Annotated in this window: 16 protein-coding genes, 1 tRNA gene and 1 pseudogene; 2 read left to right on the top strand and 16 right to left on the bottom strand. The window is 56.8% G+C overall.

Annotation, left to right across the window (positions count from 1 at the left end; translation table 11 throughout):
- The first annotated feature begins 116 nt into the window (after positions 1-116).
- Positions 117-449, top strand: coding sequence for a hypothetical protein (locus LARV_RS13435; protein ID WP_075074116.1), 333 nt, complete (start codon positions 117-119; stop codon positions 447-449).
- A 69-nt stretch (positions 450-518) separates the two neighbouring features.
- On the opposite strand, the pseudogene LARV_RS13430 reads toward LARV_RS13435, so the two are convergent.
- From LARV_RS13430 to LARV_RS13350, 16 genes and pseudogenes are all read right to left on the bottom strand, one after another.
- Positions 519-1,684, bottom strand: a pseudogene (locus LARV_RS13430) (IS3 family transposase).
- Positions 1,681-2,244, bottom strand: coding sequence for a hypothetical protein (locus tag LARV_RS13420; RefSeq protein ID WP_075074115.1), 564 nt, complete (start codon positions 2,242-2,244; stop codon positions 1,681-1,683). Before LARV_RS13420 ends, LARV_RS13430 begins: the two are co-directional and overlap by 4 nt.
- 110 nt (positions 2,245-2,354) lie before the next feature.
- Positions 2,355-3,452: a hypothetical protein gene (locus LARV_RS13415; protein ID WP_075074114.1), complete on the bottom strand. Its 1,098-nt coding sequence runs from the start codon at positions 3,450-3,452 to the stop codon at positions 2,355-2,357.
- 13 nt (positions 3,453-3,465) lie between these two features.
- Positions 3,466-3,873 carry a hypothetical protein gene (locus tag LARV_RS13410; protein ID WP_075074113.1) on the bottom strand — a complete coding sequence of 136 codons (408 nt, stop codon included), beginning with the start codon at positions 3,871-3,873 and terminating at the stop codon, positions 3,466-3,468.
- A 12-nt stretch (positions 3,874-3,885) separates the two neighbouring features.
- Positions 3,886-4,575, bottom strand: a complete 690-nt coding sequence (locus LARV_RS13405) for a hypothetical protein (protein WP_075074112.1) — start codon at positions 4,573-4,575, stop codon at positions 3,886-3,888.
- Positions 4,576-4,739: 164 nt separating this feature from the next.
- Positions 4,740-5,024 (bottom strand): hypothetical protein, encoded by a 285-nt coding sequence (locus LARV_RS13400; RefSeq protein ID WP_152031799.1) that lies wholly within the window; start codon positions 5,022-5,024, stop codon positions 4,740-4,742.
- Positions 5,012-6,574: a phage minor head protein gene (locus LARV_RS13395; protein WP_075074110.1), complete on the bottom strand. Its 1,563-nt coding sequence runs from the start codon at positions 6,572-6,574 to the stop codon at positions 5,012-5,014. The genes LARV_RS13400 and LARV_RS13395 overlap by 13 nt, the downstream gene beginning before the upstream one ends.
- A complete protein-coding gene (locus LARV_RS13390; protein ID WP_075074109.1) occupies positions 6,574-8,046 on the bottom strand; it encodes a hypothetical protein in 1,473 nt (490 codons plus the stop codon). Before LARV_RS13390 ends, LARV_RS13395 begins: the two co-directional genes overlap by 1 nt.
- Positions 8,043-8,801: a phage terminase large subunit gene (gene terL, locus LARV_RS13385; RefSeq protein WP_075074108.1), complete on the bottom strand. Its 759-nt coding sequence runs from the start codon at positions 8,799-8,801 to the stop codon at positions 8,043-8,045. Before terL ends, LARV_RS13390 begins: the two co-directional genes overlap by 4 nt.
- Positions 8,798-9,610: a hypothetical protein gene (locus LARV_RS13380; protein WP_075074107.1), complete on the bottom strand. Its 813-nt coding sequence runs from the start codon at positions 9,608-9,610 to the stop codon at positions 8,798-8,800. Before LARV_RS13380 ends, terL begins: the two co-directional genes overlap by 4 nt.
- Complete coding sequence (locus LARV_RS13375; protein WP_075074106.1) at positions 9,558-10,325, bottom strand: hypothetical protein; 768 nt, start codon at positions 10,323-10,325, stop codon at positions 9,558-9,560. Before LARV_RS13375 ends, LARV_RS13380 begins: the two co-directional genes overlap by 53 nt.
- Entirely contained in the window at positions 10,322-11,395 is a 1,074-nt protein-coding gene (locus LARV_RS13370) for a hypothetical protein (protein WP_075074105.1), read from the bottom strand. The genes LARV_RS13375 and LARV_RS13370 overlap by 4 nt, the downstream gene beginning before the upstream one ends.
- 12 nt (positions 11,396-11,407) lie before the next feature.
- Complete coding sequence (locus LARV_RS13365; RefSeq protein WP_075074104.1) at positions 11,408-11,878, bottom strand: hypothetical protein; 471 nt, start codon at positions 11,876-11,878, stop codon at positions 11,408-11,410.
- Between the two features lie 3 nt (positions 11,879-11,881).
- On the bottom strand, positions 11,882-12,379 hold the full coding sequence (locus tag LARV_RS13360; RefSeq protein ID WP_075074103.1) for a hypothetical protein: 498 nt from the start codon (positions 12,377-12,379) through the stop codon (positions 11,882-11,884).
- Between the two features lie 148 nt (positions 12,380-12,527).
- Complete coding sequence (locus LARV_RS13355; protein WP_075074102.1) at positions 12,528-13,466, bottom strand: tyrosine-type recombinase/integrase; 939 nt, start codon at positions 13,464-13,466, stop codon at positions 12,528-12,530.
- A gap of 86 nt (positions 13,467-13,552) precedes the next feature.
- Positions 13,553-13,627: transfer RNA gene (locus tag LARV_RS13350), tRNA-Gly, on the bottom strand.
- Between the two features lie 183 nt (positions 13,628-13,810).
- Here LARV_RS13350 and mreB point away from each other — a divergent pair.
- Positions 13,811-14,881, top strand: a complete 1,071-nt coding sequence (gene mreB / locus LARV_RS13345) for a rod shape-determining protein (protein ID WP_075074101.1) — start codon at positions 13,811-13,813, stop codon at positions 14,879-14,881.
- Positions 14,882-14,897: the final 16 nt, after the last annotated feature.

Raw genomic sequence — 14,897 nt, 5'->3', positions numbered from 1 at the left:
ACGAGGAAAAACCGCCATGAAACGCGCTCTTCTTGCCATCGCCATTGGCACCTGCGTTCTGCTCGCCCTGGTCTTCATCCTCCTGGTTCTGCTGCTCGCCGCCACCGGGGTTTGAAATGTCAATTTACATCCTCTTGCTCATCGCCTGCTTCGCTGCCCTGTCCGGTCTTGCCATTGGTTTCGGTATTGCTTCGGTCATCGCCGCATTCAAAAACCTGAGCGCAAAGATCGACCGCCTCGAAGAGGCTTCCAAACAGCGCAACCCCTACCGAACCAACGACGCCCTTGAGGACGCGATGGCCATTGTCCACGATGCCGTCTGGCAGGCCGATGCCACCCTCGATTACGTCCGCGCCCGCATGAAGCAGGTCGATCACACCCTCCAAACCGCCCGCACCGATCCGGATGTCTACAACTCCGATCGTTCCAACCAGAAACGCAACCTCTAGCCATCATCCTGGTTTCTCCTCCCCAAACTCCCTGCTCCCAGTGGGCTTACCCCGATTTAATGGACACAATTAAAGGGTGAGACCTAGTTCGAAATCAACCGGGCTGCGATAGCCCAAAGTCGAGTGTAGTCGTTGGCGATTGTACCAAACCTCCATGTATTCAAAGATGATTGTGCGAGCCTGGGCATGGGTCAAGAAAACGCCGGTGACGCATTCGGTTTTGAGGGTGCTGAAGAAGCTCTCCATCACGGCGTTGTCGTAGCAGTTGCCTGCCCCGCTCATGCTGAGTTCCGCCAGGGCGGTGTTGAGGCAATTGAGGTAAGCGGCGCTGGTGTACTGGCTACCCTGGTCGGAATGATGCAGCAGGCCAGCCGGTGGACGGCGGCCCAGCAACGCCATCTCCAAGGCAGACACCACCAATTGCGTATCCATCTTGGCGCTCATTGCCCAGCCAATCACTCGGCGCGAAAACAGATCCAGTACCACTGCCAGATACAACCATCCCTCGGCGGTTTCGATGTAGGTGAAATCACTAACCCATTTCCGGTTGGGCGCGGAGGCAGAGAAATTCTGGTTGAGCCGGTTCGGCGCAGGGATCACTCCGGCCTGGCGTTGAGTGGTGCGCGGGTAATAGCGCCGCTTCCTGCGTGCCACAATCCCGTGCAAACGCATCAGCCGCGCCACCCGGTTATGCCCGCAGCGTATCCCTTGCCTTTTCAACACCGCGTGCAGTCGCGGACTGCCGTAGGTCTTGCGGCTCTTGGCATGCTCCGCCGCGATCAGCCCCAGCAGCACCTGGTTGGCCTGCTCTCGCGTACTCGGCTTGCGCTTCCGCCAGGCATAGTACCCGCTCCGCTGCACCCTCAGCACCTTGCACATCCGCTTCACCGCGTATTCTCCCTCGTGCGCTGCCATGAACATGTACTTCATGCGTCTTTCTTTGAGAAAATACTCACCACTTTTTTTAGGATCTCGCGCTCTTCGGCCATCTCCTTTAGCTCGCGCTGCAAGCGTTGGATTTCCCGTTTCGCCGCTTCCAAGTCACTTGGCTCTAGCCGTGGCGGTTCTTTCTCGCTCGTCACCATCTGGTATTTGGCCCGCCACTTCAACAGCATTCCCGGCGTGATCCCCAGTTCCCGTTCCAGCTGCCCCGCACTTTTTCCGCTGTTCTTCAGTAGTTCCAGCGCTTCTCGTTTGAACTCCGGCGTGTATGTCCGATATCGTTTGTCTCTCATTTCCTCGCTTCCTTCCCGTTTAGTTTACCGGATTCTCCCTTTTTCCGTGTCCACTTTTTCGGGGGAAGCCCAGGAGAGAGGCTAGGGGTGAGGGTCTGGTCAGGGGTCGGCTCAGTTGGCGTGGGTGCTGTGGTGACAGTCTCCGCTCTGGCAGCAATCGCCGTCAGCACGCTCTTGCGCTTCTTTCCGGCCTCTTCGCCGGACAGCAAAGCGTCAAGATATTCGCTGTCGGCCTGGGTTTCGACGAACTCGATCACCTTCGCCGCTGGCAGCGCCAGGATCTGATCCACGTCGCTCATCGGCTCTCTTTCCCCCTCGCCCAAATTCTTATTTGGGAGAGGGCTGGGGGTGAGGGCCCTCTGGACTCCCCGCAACCATTCCAACAGCTCGGCCACGGCTTCCATCCGTAGCATCGCCTCGACGTCTTTGTCTTTATTGGTCACAACCAGACCTTCGAGCAGGTAATCCGGCGCGCCGGTCGCTTTTGAAACACCTTTGGCGCACGCGGCGATCTTGTTAAGTGCCTTCCCTTTTCGTTCCGCCAAAATCTGAATGTTCATTGCATCCTCTTTCCAAAAGGGCGGGATTTCTCCCGCCCCATGTCGTTAATTCTTCTTCCTCACTTCCCCTCCTCCAAAATTCTTATTTTGGGGGAGGTTGGAGGGGGCTCTTATGCCGCCAGCGGCGCGGTGAACCCGGCCGGGATCGCATAGGCCGCGTTCCCGATCCGCATGCACAGCGCAGCCACCCGGTCGCTCGCGCCGAAGCCTGCGTAGCGCAGGAAGCGCTTCACGATGTGGTTCCCGTCCACGTTGTGGGTTTCAGGGAAGAAACCCTGCAACGGAGCGCTCGGGAACTGGCGCATCTTCAGCGGCCGGCGTCCCGTCGCCTTCGCGAGGATGTAATGGTCGGGCAAAGCGCCCCATTCCACGATCCACACGCCGCTCTTGGTCTTGCCCAGCACCGTGTCGCCCGGACCGGCGCTGATCATCCCCGAAAGCGTGTCCGAGTTGGCTCCCGGCGCAATGTCCGGGTCGTCCTTATCGACGAACTCAGTCAGGCCCTGGATCGACGCAACCAGGTCGCTCGCCACGTAGGCCACGATCGGCGCGTTCATATTGCTCGGGTGTTCGTGCAACTCGGCCTTGATGGCCGGGAAGGGGTTGCTCGCATCCAGGATCTCGGCTGCCTGCGCCAGGTAATGATTATCCGTCGCGGCTTCCTTGATGCCCTTGCGGATGTACTTCACGGCGTCGCCGTTGGCCAGCGGCTGGATGGTGATGTTGCCCAGACCCTTCGACCCGTTCGCGCCCACCTTATCGTTGAACGTCCAGGTGGTGTTGGTGAACATGGCGGCCAGGCAGTGCCGCACCAGCCAGTTCGCATCCCGGCGCAACGAATCCGCTGTATTCCGGTCGGCCTCTTCCACTGTCATCAGCTCGCGGCTGATGCGATCATCGCCCCAGGCCGTGCCGCCGCCCTGGATCGGGTACGCCGTCTGATAACTGCCAGACGGCTGGACCGGCATCGGGTTGCCGTTTTCATCCAGCGGTTGCAGGGTGCCGTCGCCTGGCAGCTCGAACTGTTCCTGGGCGATCGTGGTGGTTTCCACGAACTCGGCCAGCACAGCCTGTGCCACGCGGTTGTATTCATCGACGCTTTTCCGGATGGCATCCCAGACCCGCTGGGTGCCGTTCTGGATCGAGGAGATGCGCTGGTTGAACAGGTCGACCAGCCCGACGAAACCATATGCGTTGACGTTAGGCATTCTTCACCTCCCCTTACGCCAAAGAGACCCGGAGCAGTTTGTCCGGGGTGACAGCGCCCCAGCCGGGTACCACATTCCCGACCTTCGTGCTGACGGTTCCGGCCGCGTCGGCCAGTGTGCCATCGGCATCGGCCAGATACACCACCGCGCCGTAGCCCAACGCGGCCAGCGCTTCTCCAATATCGACGATACACGGGCCCTTTACGGCCGTGACGGGCTCGCCGATCGCGGCGCTGTTCAACGCGATGAAGCCATCGCCGATGTTGCCGGCGGCGGCCGCGTTACCCAGCGCCCACTTGCCCGAAACGCTGTCCGGGCGCACGTACTGCCCGGCGACGATAGCCACGCCGGCCGGCATGGTGAGCTGGTGCTCATCCGCGCCCTTGACCAGGCGGGCAGAAGTAATAACAAGATTTGCCATTGGTTACTCTCCTTAGAACCAACTGCGCGACTGGCGTTGGAACGTCTTCCGCGCTTCCTCACTTGCTTTGCCGTCTCCGTCGCCATTCGGCGGCGGAGTGGGGGGCACGCCGTCCGGCCCCTTTTTGGTCAGGCTTTCGCGGTTCACGGCCAACCATTCGAGCTGTTCGGCTGCGTCCAGTTTGTCCAGCAGCGCCGTGATCGAAGCCGGCAAATCTTTCCGCAAGGTTTCGAGTTGCTTCTTCAGCGCGTCCTCGAACTTCGTGGCTTTTTCCTGCAACGCATCAAACTCTTCGAGCTTTTTTGCTTGCTCATTTAGGGTTTGCTCGTGCTGGTGGGCCACCTTTTCCCATTCACCGTTTTTCGCGGCGGCTGCGGCTGTCGCGGCATCGGTTGCCTTCTTCGTGTCTTCTTCCGCCCTTTTCTTCGCGCGGTCGAGGCGCTCCTGAATGACCTTGTCGATATCCGCTTGCGACTGAAAAACGATTGCGCCCGCCGGTGGATTACCGTTTTGTTCGCCAGAGGCGTTTTTGCCCTGGTCGCCGGGGACGTTCCCCGTTCCACCTGTACCGGAAGAGCCGGTACCGCCTGCGCTCGCGCCAGGAGCGGGTGGGTTGCCGCTTGCCCCGTCACCGGAACCTGCGCCGCCGCCTGCACCGCCGTCCTTGTCGAACCATTCCTGACCAAATCCAAACTTGAACATGACCTTTTCTCCTGTGACCTGGTTTTGCCGCTTTTCAGTTTGCGTGTGGAGTAATAAAAAAAAGCTCTCCAGGAACCATGACAGTTCCCGGAGAGCTCATCTTCCGATCCTACCGCTCGATTACAGCAGTAGCAGCAAATGTATAAATAAATTGTAGCAGGACTTTAAGTCGTTTTCAACAACTCCTTCAGCCCCGGCTCGTTTTTCGCAATGATCGCATCCAACGCCGCCAGGCGATCGGCATACTCGGTTTTCAGGTCTTCTCCGATGTATTTGATCAACCAGTTATACTGATCGTATGGCACTCCGGCTTCAACCACGAAATTGAGCAGATCAAAATCTGACCAATCCATATGCGCAATAGCTTCAGGTACTTCATCCGCCCAGTAGGATTCGAGCAGACCGAAAGTCTCTTCAATAACTTTAACTCGTTCCTTCATTTCAACCATACGGCGCCCTCTGGGATGGTCAGCATGCTCAGACCACTGGTTTGATACCCTGTAATTATAGCATGTTGATTAATCGAATAAACAACGTACACAAAATTCTCTGGCTTCAGGCCAAGATGGGAAGCATCAATGCTGTTATTGGACAGAAAGCCAACTACCTGCTCGTTTTGATGTCGATACGTTGAAATGCGCTCAGCGTTCCGGATGGCCTGCCGTAAATCCCCAAAATACATTTCAGATGTGGCACCGGCCTGCCATTGTCGATCTTTGATGTGCTTGTAAAGATGATAGATATCCGAACGGGTATATCTTTCGAGCTGGACGCCATCGATGATTTTCCCGCGATCGACCAGAGGAACTTTGACCGTCCTCGTCGCAAAGGGCATTCGCGCAACTTCTTCCTGGATCCTCCTGATTTCTTCCGGTGATAAATCCCGCAGGCCCAGGTAACCAATCCTGACCAGGTCGTCCACTGAATTACCAGCACTCTTCAGGGTTTGCATCAGCGCCAGCCGGGTGTAATTTGTCGCATCCTCCCCGATCAGGTCCTTCAGGTTCCTCTCGAAACGCATCGATCCCCATCGCGGATCGTTTCGCCTGCCAACGATTTGGGAGAGGGTGAACCTGCCATCTCGCCAGGCCGCATACTTCGCCGGGCCCAGGATTGCCCGCTGCTTTTCCGGGTTGAGCTTTTCGAACAACTTACTGCCTGGCTCCAGTTCCGGATTGTCAGGAACACCGTCATACCCCAATTCTGCCCAGGTCTTCGTCCACGGCAGCATCGTGCAGCGTCCGTTCGGGTGATCGTCCAGCATCTCATCCAGCCCGTGCTTCGTCCCGTGCATCGCCCAGCACATTCCACACGTCCGCTCGTTCCTTGCCGACATCCAGATCCAGCCGTGCAGTACGTTCGAATTCGCCTGATAGTTCCTGCGTGTGCTTTCCCGGTAGGCGCGCAGGGTCTCGGTTCGCGCCAGCCTCAGCGCCCGCACCAGGTCACCGCCCAGCGCCTGCCGGATGGATGCAGCGATCCGGCGTGGGTTCCATCCCAGCGCCAAACCGGTCACCAATCCATCCGCTACCGCCTGGCCGGCCGATCCTGCCAGCTCCGCCAGTGACGAACTCAACGGGCTGCCATCGCTCAGGAAACCGATCAGGTCGCTCAACGCTTCAGTGGGGAGCCGGTTGAAATCCAGGGTCACGCCTTCGGGCGGTGTTCCCAACCCCAGTCGGACGAGTTGTTCGGCGTGGCTTTGCGCCTGTTCGACTGCGTATAGTTGTTGTGACCGGATGCTGGTATTGGCGTAGGCGGCGAACTCACGGATCTGTGCTTCAGTCTGTGCCCGCAGCGTGTTCAACCGATCGTAGCGATACAGCCAGTTGGCCGGGTGCTCGGGGTCGGCATAGTAGGACTGCACGAGCGTCTGGATTTGATCGTTCAGTGAACGCCAGATATTGCCATAGTAGCGCACCATCTCGCTCGCCGCAGCACGTTCGTGCTGCAGCAGCTCGCGCTGGAAAGCCCGGCCCTGCTCATAAATGGTCGGCATTACGCGATATCCTCATCGCCTTTATCGAAAGCGGCCAGCAAACCGTTACCCAGGGCGGTGTTTTCTTCCTTGCGCTCCGCCAATTCCGTCTTGGCATCGTATCCCAACGACGTTAGAAGGGTCTTTTTACTTGCGCCCAGCCGATAATCGGCCTCCGCGTTCTCGCGCTTTTCCGAGTCGCTCAACGGGATGATGCTGCGTTCGCCGAAGTTGTGATCGAAATCGCCAGCTTCATACTCGCCGATACCCTTGAACAAACCGAGTTTTACGCCCATCGTCAGCGCCATTGCATCTGCCCTGGCCAGCGCTGTTTCCGCGTTACCGCGCGCCTCCAGCACCTTGTCGATCGCGTCCGAAAGCAGATACCGGATGGCCTTCCCGGATAGATCCTTGCTCTGGTCCCGCAGTCGGTAATATGCCATCTCCGGCAGGTCGGCTTCCAGCTCTTTCATGTGGTCTTGTAGGATGGCCAGTGCATCCGCATATTTCAAATCGGGTACCAGTGATTTGATATCACTGTTGCCGGGCATTCGCGCCACCTTCGTTCCCGTTCCGATCGTCGTGGTGCCGTCATCGCTCTGCGGCTTTCCGTTCATGTCCACCATCGGCGCCGGCAGTGGCCGGCCGCTCGCGTCCATCGCGTTCGCGCTGATTGCCCAGAGCACGTCATTGAACCGATACAGCAGTTGGTGCAACCGGGTCGCCATCCGGTTCGCTTCGTCGATTTTGTCCAGCGCGTGCGTGAATGCGCCCATCCCGCGCGGCTCCCCGATGTCCTGAAATTTAGCGTGCACGATCGGGATGAAGTCGATGGCGAAATCCGAGAATTGCTTCGTTTCGATCGCTGCCCCCAACCGTTCGATGCCCACGTTTGGGCCGTCGCTTTCCCAGCGCTGATATAGTTGTGTGGCTTTGTTCCAGATTTCCGTGTGATAAAACGACTTCCAGCGGCCATCGACCATCCTGCTTTGTGGAATGTCGATCCGCACGAAGGTCAGGTAGTCCCGCTCATCTGCGCGCATGTCCGTGACATACGCCGGTTTCAATAGCTGGTGAAATACTTTATCCGCCGGCACGCCTGCACTGCCATTGCTGGCCACCTTGATGAACAGGTCCCCAAAGTTCGAGAACCAACGGGCGGCAGGTTGTTTCTTCACTCCCCAGTTTGACCATTTCCAGACCTGCTGGATCGGCTCGACGATGCGCTTGTTCTCGGTCACGATCGGCAATGCGGCCGAGAGTTGTCCTGGCCATAGCTTCGCCACGTAAAACTCGACCACCCGGTGCGCCGGGTTTCGCAGGCCCAGCATCCCCTCGGTCCAGATGCCGTTCGCAATCAGGTCCTGCTGGAGCAGGGTGTACATGCCGTTGTTGTGATAGTAGAACTCCAGCGCCGCGTAAGTGTCCGCCAGGCTCAGCTCAGCATCGACTTTGTACTTCTGCGGCGCCGTCCGATTGATGATGGATTTCATTTTTCCTGTGCCTTTCTCGCCTCATAGCCGGCGGCAAGCAAATTTTCAGTGAACAATATGAGTTGTGAGAACGAATCAACCTGATCTTTGAACGCGGATCCGGGGAAGTCGAACAGCTCATCCTCGAAGTCCATCAGCCACGGCGCCGCGTTGCTGGGGTGGGGCAGCAGCAACGATCCGTTCTTGCAGTACACGGCCGCCTGGTTGGCCCGGGTCGGTTTGTCGCCCGATGGCTGGAAAGCGATCAGCAGCGGCCGGATGCTAGCGTCTGCCGTGGTTCTCAGCGTCTGCAATGCACTGATGCCGCTCGCTTTATCTTCGATGATGATCCCGCGCAGCTTTCCGTCCCGGTTGTACTCCCTGGCCAGGCTTTCGATCTTCGCCGGCAGGTCGGGGAATTGCAGTCTGGCCCGCCACACGTACCGCAGCGCCATCCTGTAATCCCGCCACAGCTCGCCGATCACCGCAGCGGTGTAGGCGCTCGTGTTCTCATCCTTCAGACCGGTGTCGAAACTGATCCAACGGGCAATGCACGCCTGGATCAAGCCGTCGTCGCCGGCGTCGAAACGGTTCTTGCCATGCCACCATTCCCGCAAAAACACTGACCCTTCGGGCGGTGTCGGGTTGCCCTGGTAGGTGCCATTCCATACGCTGGCGATCGTCTCGTCTTTCAACGCCATCACTTCGGTCAGCGGTTTGTGTTCTGGCCACAACGCCGGCCCATTCGAATGCACCAAATACCGCATCGTTTTCATGCTTCGGCCCTTCCCACCGGCTCGCCCAGCATCTCAAATTGCCAGTTGTCCGGGTAGGATATCGTAGCGAACACCTCGGTGGTTTCGCTCAATAGCGGAACGTGGCAGGTCACCCATCCGCCTTCGCGTCGCGCCTTGCTGTAGATATCCTCATGGTGCCAGGCCGTGCCGATCATGATCACGCGCCCGGTGCGGCTCTTGCGCCGGCTGAGCAGGCTGTTGTGAAACCAGTATTCCACCAGCTCCCTTTGGTGCGCCGTGCGGCTGTTGTCGAAGTCCAGCAGGTCGTCCGCCACCACCAAGTCAGCCCGCGATCCGATAACGCTGCCGCCCGTTCCGTATGCCGCGATCGTTGGGTGCAGCCGTCCCGGCCGCGGTTCTCCGTTTGGCGCCACGCTCCATTCTGTGGTCGTGTATTCCAGGCCTGATTTTGCTTTCACCGGCAGTACATCTGGGAAGGTGGCCTGCCAACCCGCGCTTTCAATCGCCGTGCGCAGACTGATGCTGCGCTTCTCGGCCACGGATCCGGACGTTGATCCGATGATGATCGATTGCTCGGGCCAGAACCCGATCCTGCATCCCAAGTAGGCACTGATCGCCCATGTGGTTTTTGCGCTTTCGGGCGGTGCGATGATCAGCAATTTCTTGATCCTCTCATCGCATAAAAGCCGCAGCCACAACCAGTGGTGTGCGGCCGGCGTGATCGGCAGCCCATCATCATCCGTCAGGTGCAGCGCTGCATAGGTAGCGACGGTTTCAGGCGTCAGAGTCTTCCGGCCTTTGTCCCTCTGGATCGCTTCCCTCAGCATCTCCACCTGCTTCTGGTAGAGCACTTCTGCCTGCGAACGCCATACTGACCTGCCCGAGACGTCCGACGGCTTCGCGTAACTGATCATCATTCAGTTCCTTTGCGCTTTGCAACGGCTTCCCGTTGCTGGTAAGGTCGACATTGTCCGTGAAAAGTTTCCGATGTTTCCCCATGTGAATCAGGGCGTTTTGCACATCCTGCAGCTCGATCTTCCACCCATAGCGGGTTTGCTCCATTTTTTTGATCAGGTGTCCATATTCATGGACCGCATCCCAGTCCAGATCGACAATCTCATAGGTCATGACGTTGCCGTCTTCATCCTTGATCGGCTGGCCTTCGAGGTTCAGGCGTGGCACGGCCGTTCGCTTGAAAAAGATGTCCGGGTTCACGCGTCCCTGCTCGCTCAGCCGGCCCAGGATCTCCGTCTGCTGCATGATCTCCCCGCCCCACTTGGCTTCGAGCGCAGCCTCTTTTTGGTCCGTCAGATGCTGATCCCATGCGTTGGCGCGCATCTTCCACTGCCATTTTTCAGCCGCATTTCGCCAGGATCCGGGTGTGTATTTTGACTCTTTCCGTCCTTTCAATGCTTTTTCGGCATTCGAAACAGTCAAAATCGATCGCCCTGGGCCAGCCAGACGAAACGCGTTGAACCGCTGATACCAGCGGTTCGGTTCTCCGTCTTGCTGTTCCCAGGGCTGACTTACGTCTTCTGTCATTTTGTTTCGACCAGGTAAACGTTCCCAAACGGATCGGCGGCGCATACATAGCGGCCATCGGCCAGGTGCGCCCACGCGCCGGATCTCCCTCCGGCGATGCCGATGATCGGCCCTACCTGTTCTCCGGGTTTCACATCGCCCAGGTCTTTGCTGGCCGTAGTTGGCGCTGCCCGTATATTGACGAAACGAGTGGCCATCATGTAAAGGCCTACCGGATCGGGTTCTGGATTAGGCTGGGGGATAGGCTCAGGCGCCGGCTCTATGACATCCTCAAAAGGTGTCAACTTGGCAAGAGCATCCCAAACACCTGGCAGGTGGACTGCATCCAGTGCATGCTGCAGACTCCACCAGCAAACGCCAACAGCGCCAAGCAGGCGAGCTGCATCCTCATAAGCGGTGATCGCCTTCGGTGTTGCGGTTCCACCATCGCCAATGTAGGCACGTCCCGCCGGAACCAGTGGTTTATCTGTCACTTCCCGCCACTGGCGCCAGCTTTCCTTCAGGTACGCGATCGCGGCCTGCGGGCTGTCACCCCATGACCAGTAGGCCATCATCATTCCGAAATCTGCATCACCGTAGCCGGGCGTCATGGCGGACCAGAGTACAGATTTTGGATGCCAGTTAACAATCCTGCCAGTTTTTTTATCTGGTTTGCTTTGGTACATTGCCCACCAGCACCATCCGACCAGTACGCCTGGGGCGTCTGCGCGGAATGCCTTGATGAGTTTTACTGCGCCGCTATCGGAATTTGGAGATGCATCGAAGGTGCTTTCGGCGTCGAACACAAACGCCGACAGGCCAAATTCCTTACAGAGCGCGGCCGCCTGCCGACCTTCCGACGCAGGATCCACACCATACACCGCGGCGCCACCCACAGGAGTAATGCCAACGGATTTCAGCGCCTTTACAAATTCGGGCCGCTTGTTCAACTTCCAGGCGGCCAGTGTCTCGGAGTGGATGATCACGGATTGGAAGTTGGCAGCCTTGAGAATTGCCGCAATCTTGTCAACATCCCCACCCAGGATGGTGGGGATTTGCCAGGCAAACGTCGATTTACCCAGGGATTTCATTACACCTCCCGGTTATCCGCTCCCACGCCGTTTTGGAGTGGTAGCGGCGGCAAAACGTTGTTCTACCTTTGCGTCGTGGTCGCTCAGTGCTTTCGACTGGGCAGCCATCACGGCTGTTAATCCATCGATCCGGCTGACCAGGCTGTTCAGCACCCGGCTTGTTTCTTGATCGGCCTGGATTTGTTTTTCCTGTTGAGCGGCCATGAACTTGCGCATCTGTTCGTCGCGGGTAGAGGCCTCTTGGGAACGGCGGTGCTCCATTTGTTCATTCCAGGCGCGCTGCTTTTCGTTTTCTGTCTGGCGCAATACGAACTGTTCATCCTGCCATTTCCGCTGCGCCTGGTTCTCCGCTGTTTGCCAAACACGATATTCCCGAAAGGCTTTCCAGACAAACCAGGCCATCACCAGAATGACGACGAACACGATCCCGGCTACCGCGTAGCCGTCCCAGATTGCCGCGGTGGGTAATGCATCGGTTGGCATGCTTTACCCCGCCTTGAAGGTTTCGAGTTCATCCAGCGGCACGGGAGATTGCTTCCCGAAATAGTTTTTATACAGCTCGTGGATGAACACAGAACCCATGCCGATTACAATGCCGGTGAGGACAATGCCCCATGTGGTAATAACCAAAATCTCCCCATCGGCACCGCCGGCCAGGAACATGCGCAATTGTGCAAATAGGTAGAACAGATCGAATTTCCAAATCCAGGCGCTGAAAATGCCAAAGATGACCGCCATGAACTGGATGAATCCAGATCGGAACGGTCCGGCCTTCCCGTTTTGCTGGTTTGGCAACAGCAGCCCGCTCAATCCCGGGAAGATCCCGACCAGCAGATTGGAAACGGTGCCAAAAAGAAATTCAACGCCGCGCTCGATGATGAACGATGCCAGCAGGATTTCCCCCAGCATCACGAGCACATGTGAGATGGCCTGTCCGGGTGTGATGACCGCGGCGGCAGGCATAAGCAAAAACATCTTGAACATACAACCTCCTTTTGAATGAAAAAAAAAGAAACGCCCGACAATCCGTTTAAGGATTGCCGGGCGCTCATCTCCCAGCGGTGACCGCCCACTTACAGCAGTCTGCCAGACACTTATATTATAGCAAAAACATCATCACCCTGTTGGATCATCAAATTCGCCATTTATCCATTGGACTGGCAGCACGATGTGCATTTCGTTTATCAGTCTCGACGATGGCAATATAGTGCTGGACCATATCCAGCGTCGAATGGCCCAGTAAACGCTGTAATGTAAAAACATCCCCACCGTTTCTGAGATACTCAAGTGCAAAAGTATGGCGAAAACGGTGGGGATGTACATCGTTGACGCCTGCGCGCTGTCCCAACGAATACAGTAAAGCCCGAATTCGATCGGGGGCCAAAGGGATAATCGCATCTTCAGGTCTCAAATCTTCCCTGGAGGCCAGATATCGCCAGACATGGAACCGTGCTCGTTGTCCGAGATAAACCATTCTGGGGCGAGATTTCCGGCTGGACCCAAAGGGGCGTACCACCAGACTGCCATCTTTATCCAGGTCCTGCACCTGCATCCGGCACAACTCACCCAGGCGCACACCGGTCTCAATCAACAGTGTCAATATTACGACGTCGCGCAATCCTGTTGGCCTGGACATTTTGTATTTCCTGGTTTCTCCATCCGCGAAGTTGTTTGTCGCGTATGTGAAGAGCTTAGTCATCTGTTCTTGGGTAAAAGGTACAACTTCTGGCAATTTGTATTTCGGCTTCTGAAGGCTAAGGTCGGGCCGCGGTAGTTTGAGCTTGCGCTCGCACCAACCGAAAAATGACCGCAGTGATTTCCAGTGGTTATCAAGGGCAGAGGGAGAAAGTGGGCCAATCGTTTTAGCACTCGGAAATCGGTGCGGAACATAGTCGTTCTTCAGATAAGCCAGCCAGCGCGCGAGGTCATCCGATGTGACTGACGTCAGATCAGGATCCTCTGCATATTCACAAAACATGCCCAAATATGCTTTTCGTAGATAGACAGTCGCAACCGCATGAGTTGTGCTGCTATCCAATAAATACCCTTCGATCGCTTTTGAGAGCTTCATGGAGGTTATCACCTTTCTGTTCTGAGGCTTTCTGCCTCAATTTAGCGGTAATAACCTGCCCAATTCGAATAGGTTTCTCTGCTTGGTGGAGCGGGTGATGGGATTCGAACCCACGGATGGTAACTTGGGAAGCTACTGCCTTACCACTTGGCGACACCCGCGCAATGTTGTTATTATATTCGAAATTTCAACCCTGTCCAGCCTTGAAAATTCTAGGATTGGATTCTTGGAGCCTGTTTATGGATAATCCGGTTAAATTGTCTATGGTATAATGATCTCCAATGATTTTTGATCGTAATTGCATTTACGACAGGATTCCCTGAACCAGCAATAAGGAGCGCCGCTTGGCATTCAACCCAATCAACTGGCTATTGGGCCTGTTTTCCTTGGATATTGGCATTGATCTTGGGACTGCAAATACGCTGGTGCATGTCCGCGGCAAGGGTATCGTGATCAATGAACCTTCTTGGGTAACCATCGATAAGCGTACTCGAGCGCCGATTTCGATTGGTGCACAGGCCAAAGAAATGGTCGGCCGAACACCGGCCAATGTCATTGCCATTCGCCCGTTACGGGATGGCGTGATATCTGAATTCGAAATTACCAAAGAAATGCTCGGGTATTTTATCCTGCGCGCCCACCAGCAGACTTTTGTGGCAATGCCCCGGCCGCGATTGGTCATTGGCATTCCTTCGGGCGCGACCGAAGTCGAAAAACGCGCTGTATACGACGCGGCCATGGCGGCCAACGCGCGTGAAGCCTATCTGATCGAAGAGCCCCGCGCTGCGGCTCTGGGCGCTGGTCTGCCGGTTTCCGAAGTTCGCGGAAGCATGATCGTCGATATCGGCGGCGGCACGACCGAGGTCGCCATACTGTCAATGGGCGGCGTCGTGGTCTCGCGTTCGTTGCGCGTGGCCGGTGACGAACTGGACCAGGATATCATCCAGTACATTCGTAACAAATACAACCTGTTCATCGGCGAACGGATGGCAGAGCAGGTAAAAATGGCCATCGGTTCCGCTTATCCCCTGGCTACTGAAAAAACTGTCACGGTCCGCGGCCGCAACCTGGTCACCGGTTTGCCCGAAGCCATCGATGTCTCTTCAGTGGAAATTCGCGAGGCCATTTCTGGATCGCTGCAGGTGATTGTGGATACTTTGAAGGATGCTTTGGATGAAGCTCCTCCTGAAATTGTGGCAGATTTGATCGATTCGGGAATTTGTCTCGCGGGCGGCGGTTCGCAATTGCAAGGGCTGCCGGACCGGCTTTCAGATGAACTGCATTTGCGCGTTTGGGTCGCGGAAGACCCGCTCACCTGTGTGGCGCGCGGCGCAGGCATGATCCTTGAGAATCTGGACAAACCTGAATATCGCAATTTCATTGTTCCACTGGAGAGATCGATTTCCAGAGGATGATGAAGTGAGAAACTGA

It is taken from the genome of Longilinea arvoryzae (assembly GCF_001050235.1).
Taxonomy (GTDB): Bacteria; Chloroflexota; Anaerolineae; order Anaerolineales; family Anaerolineaceae; genus Longilinea; species Longilinea arvoryzae.
This window is presented reverse-complemented; position numbering and strand designations above follow the sequence as displayed.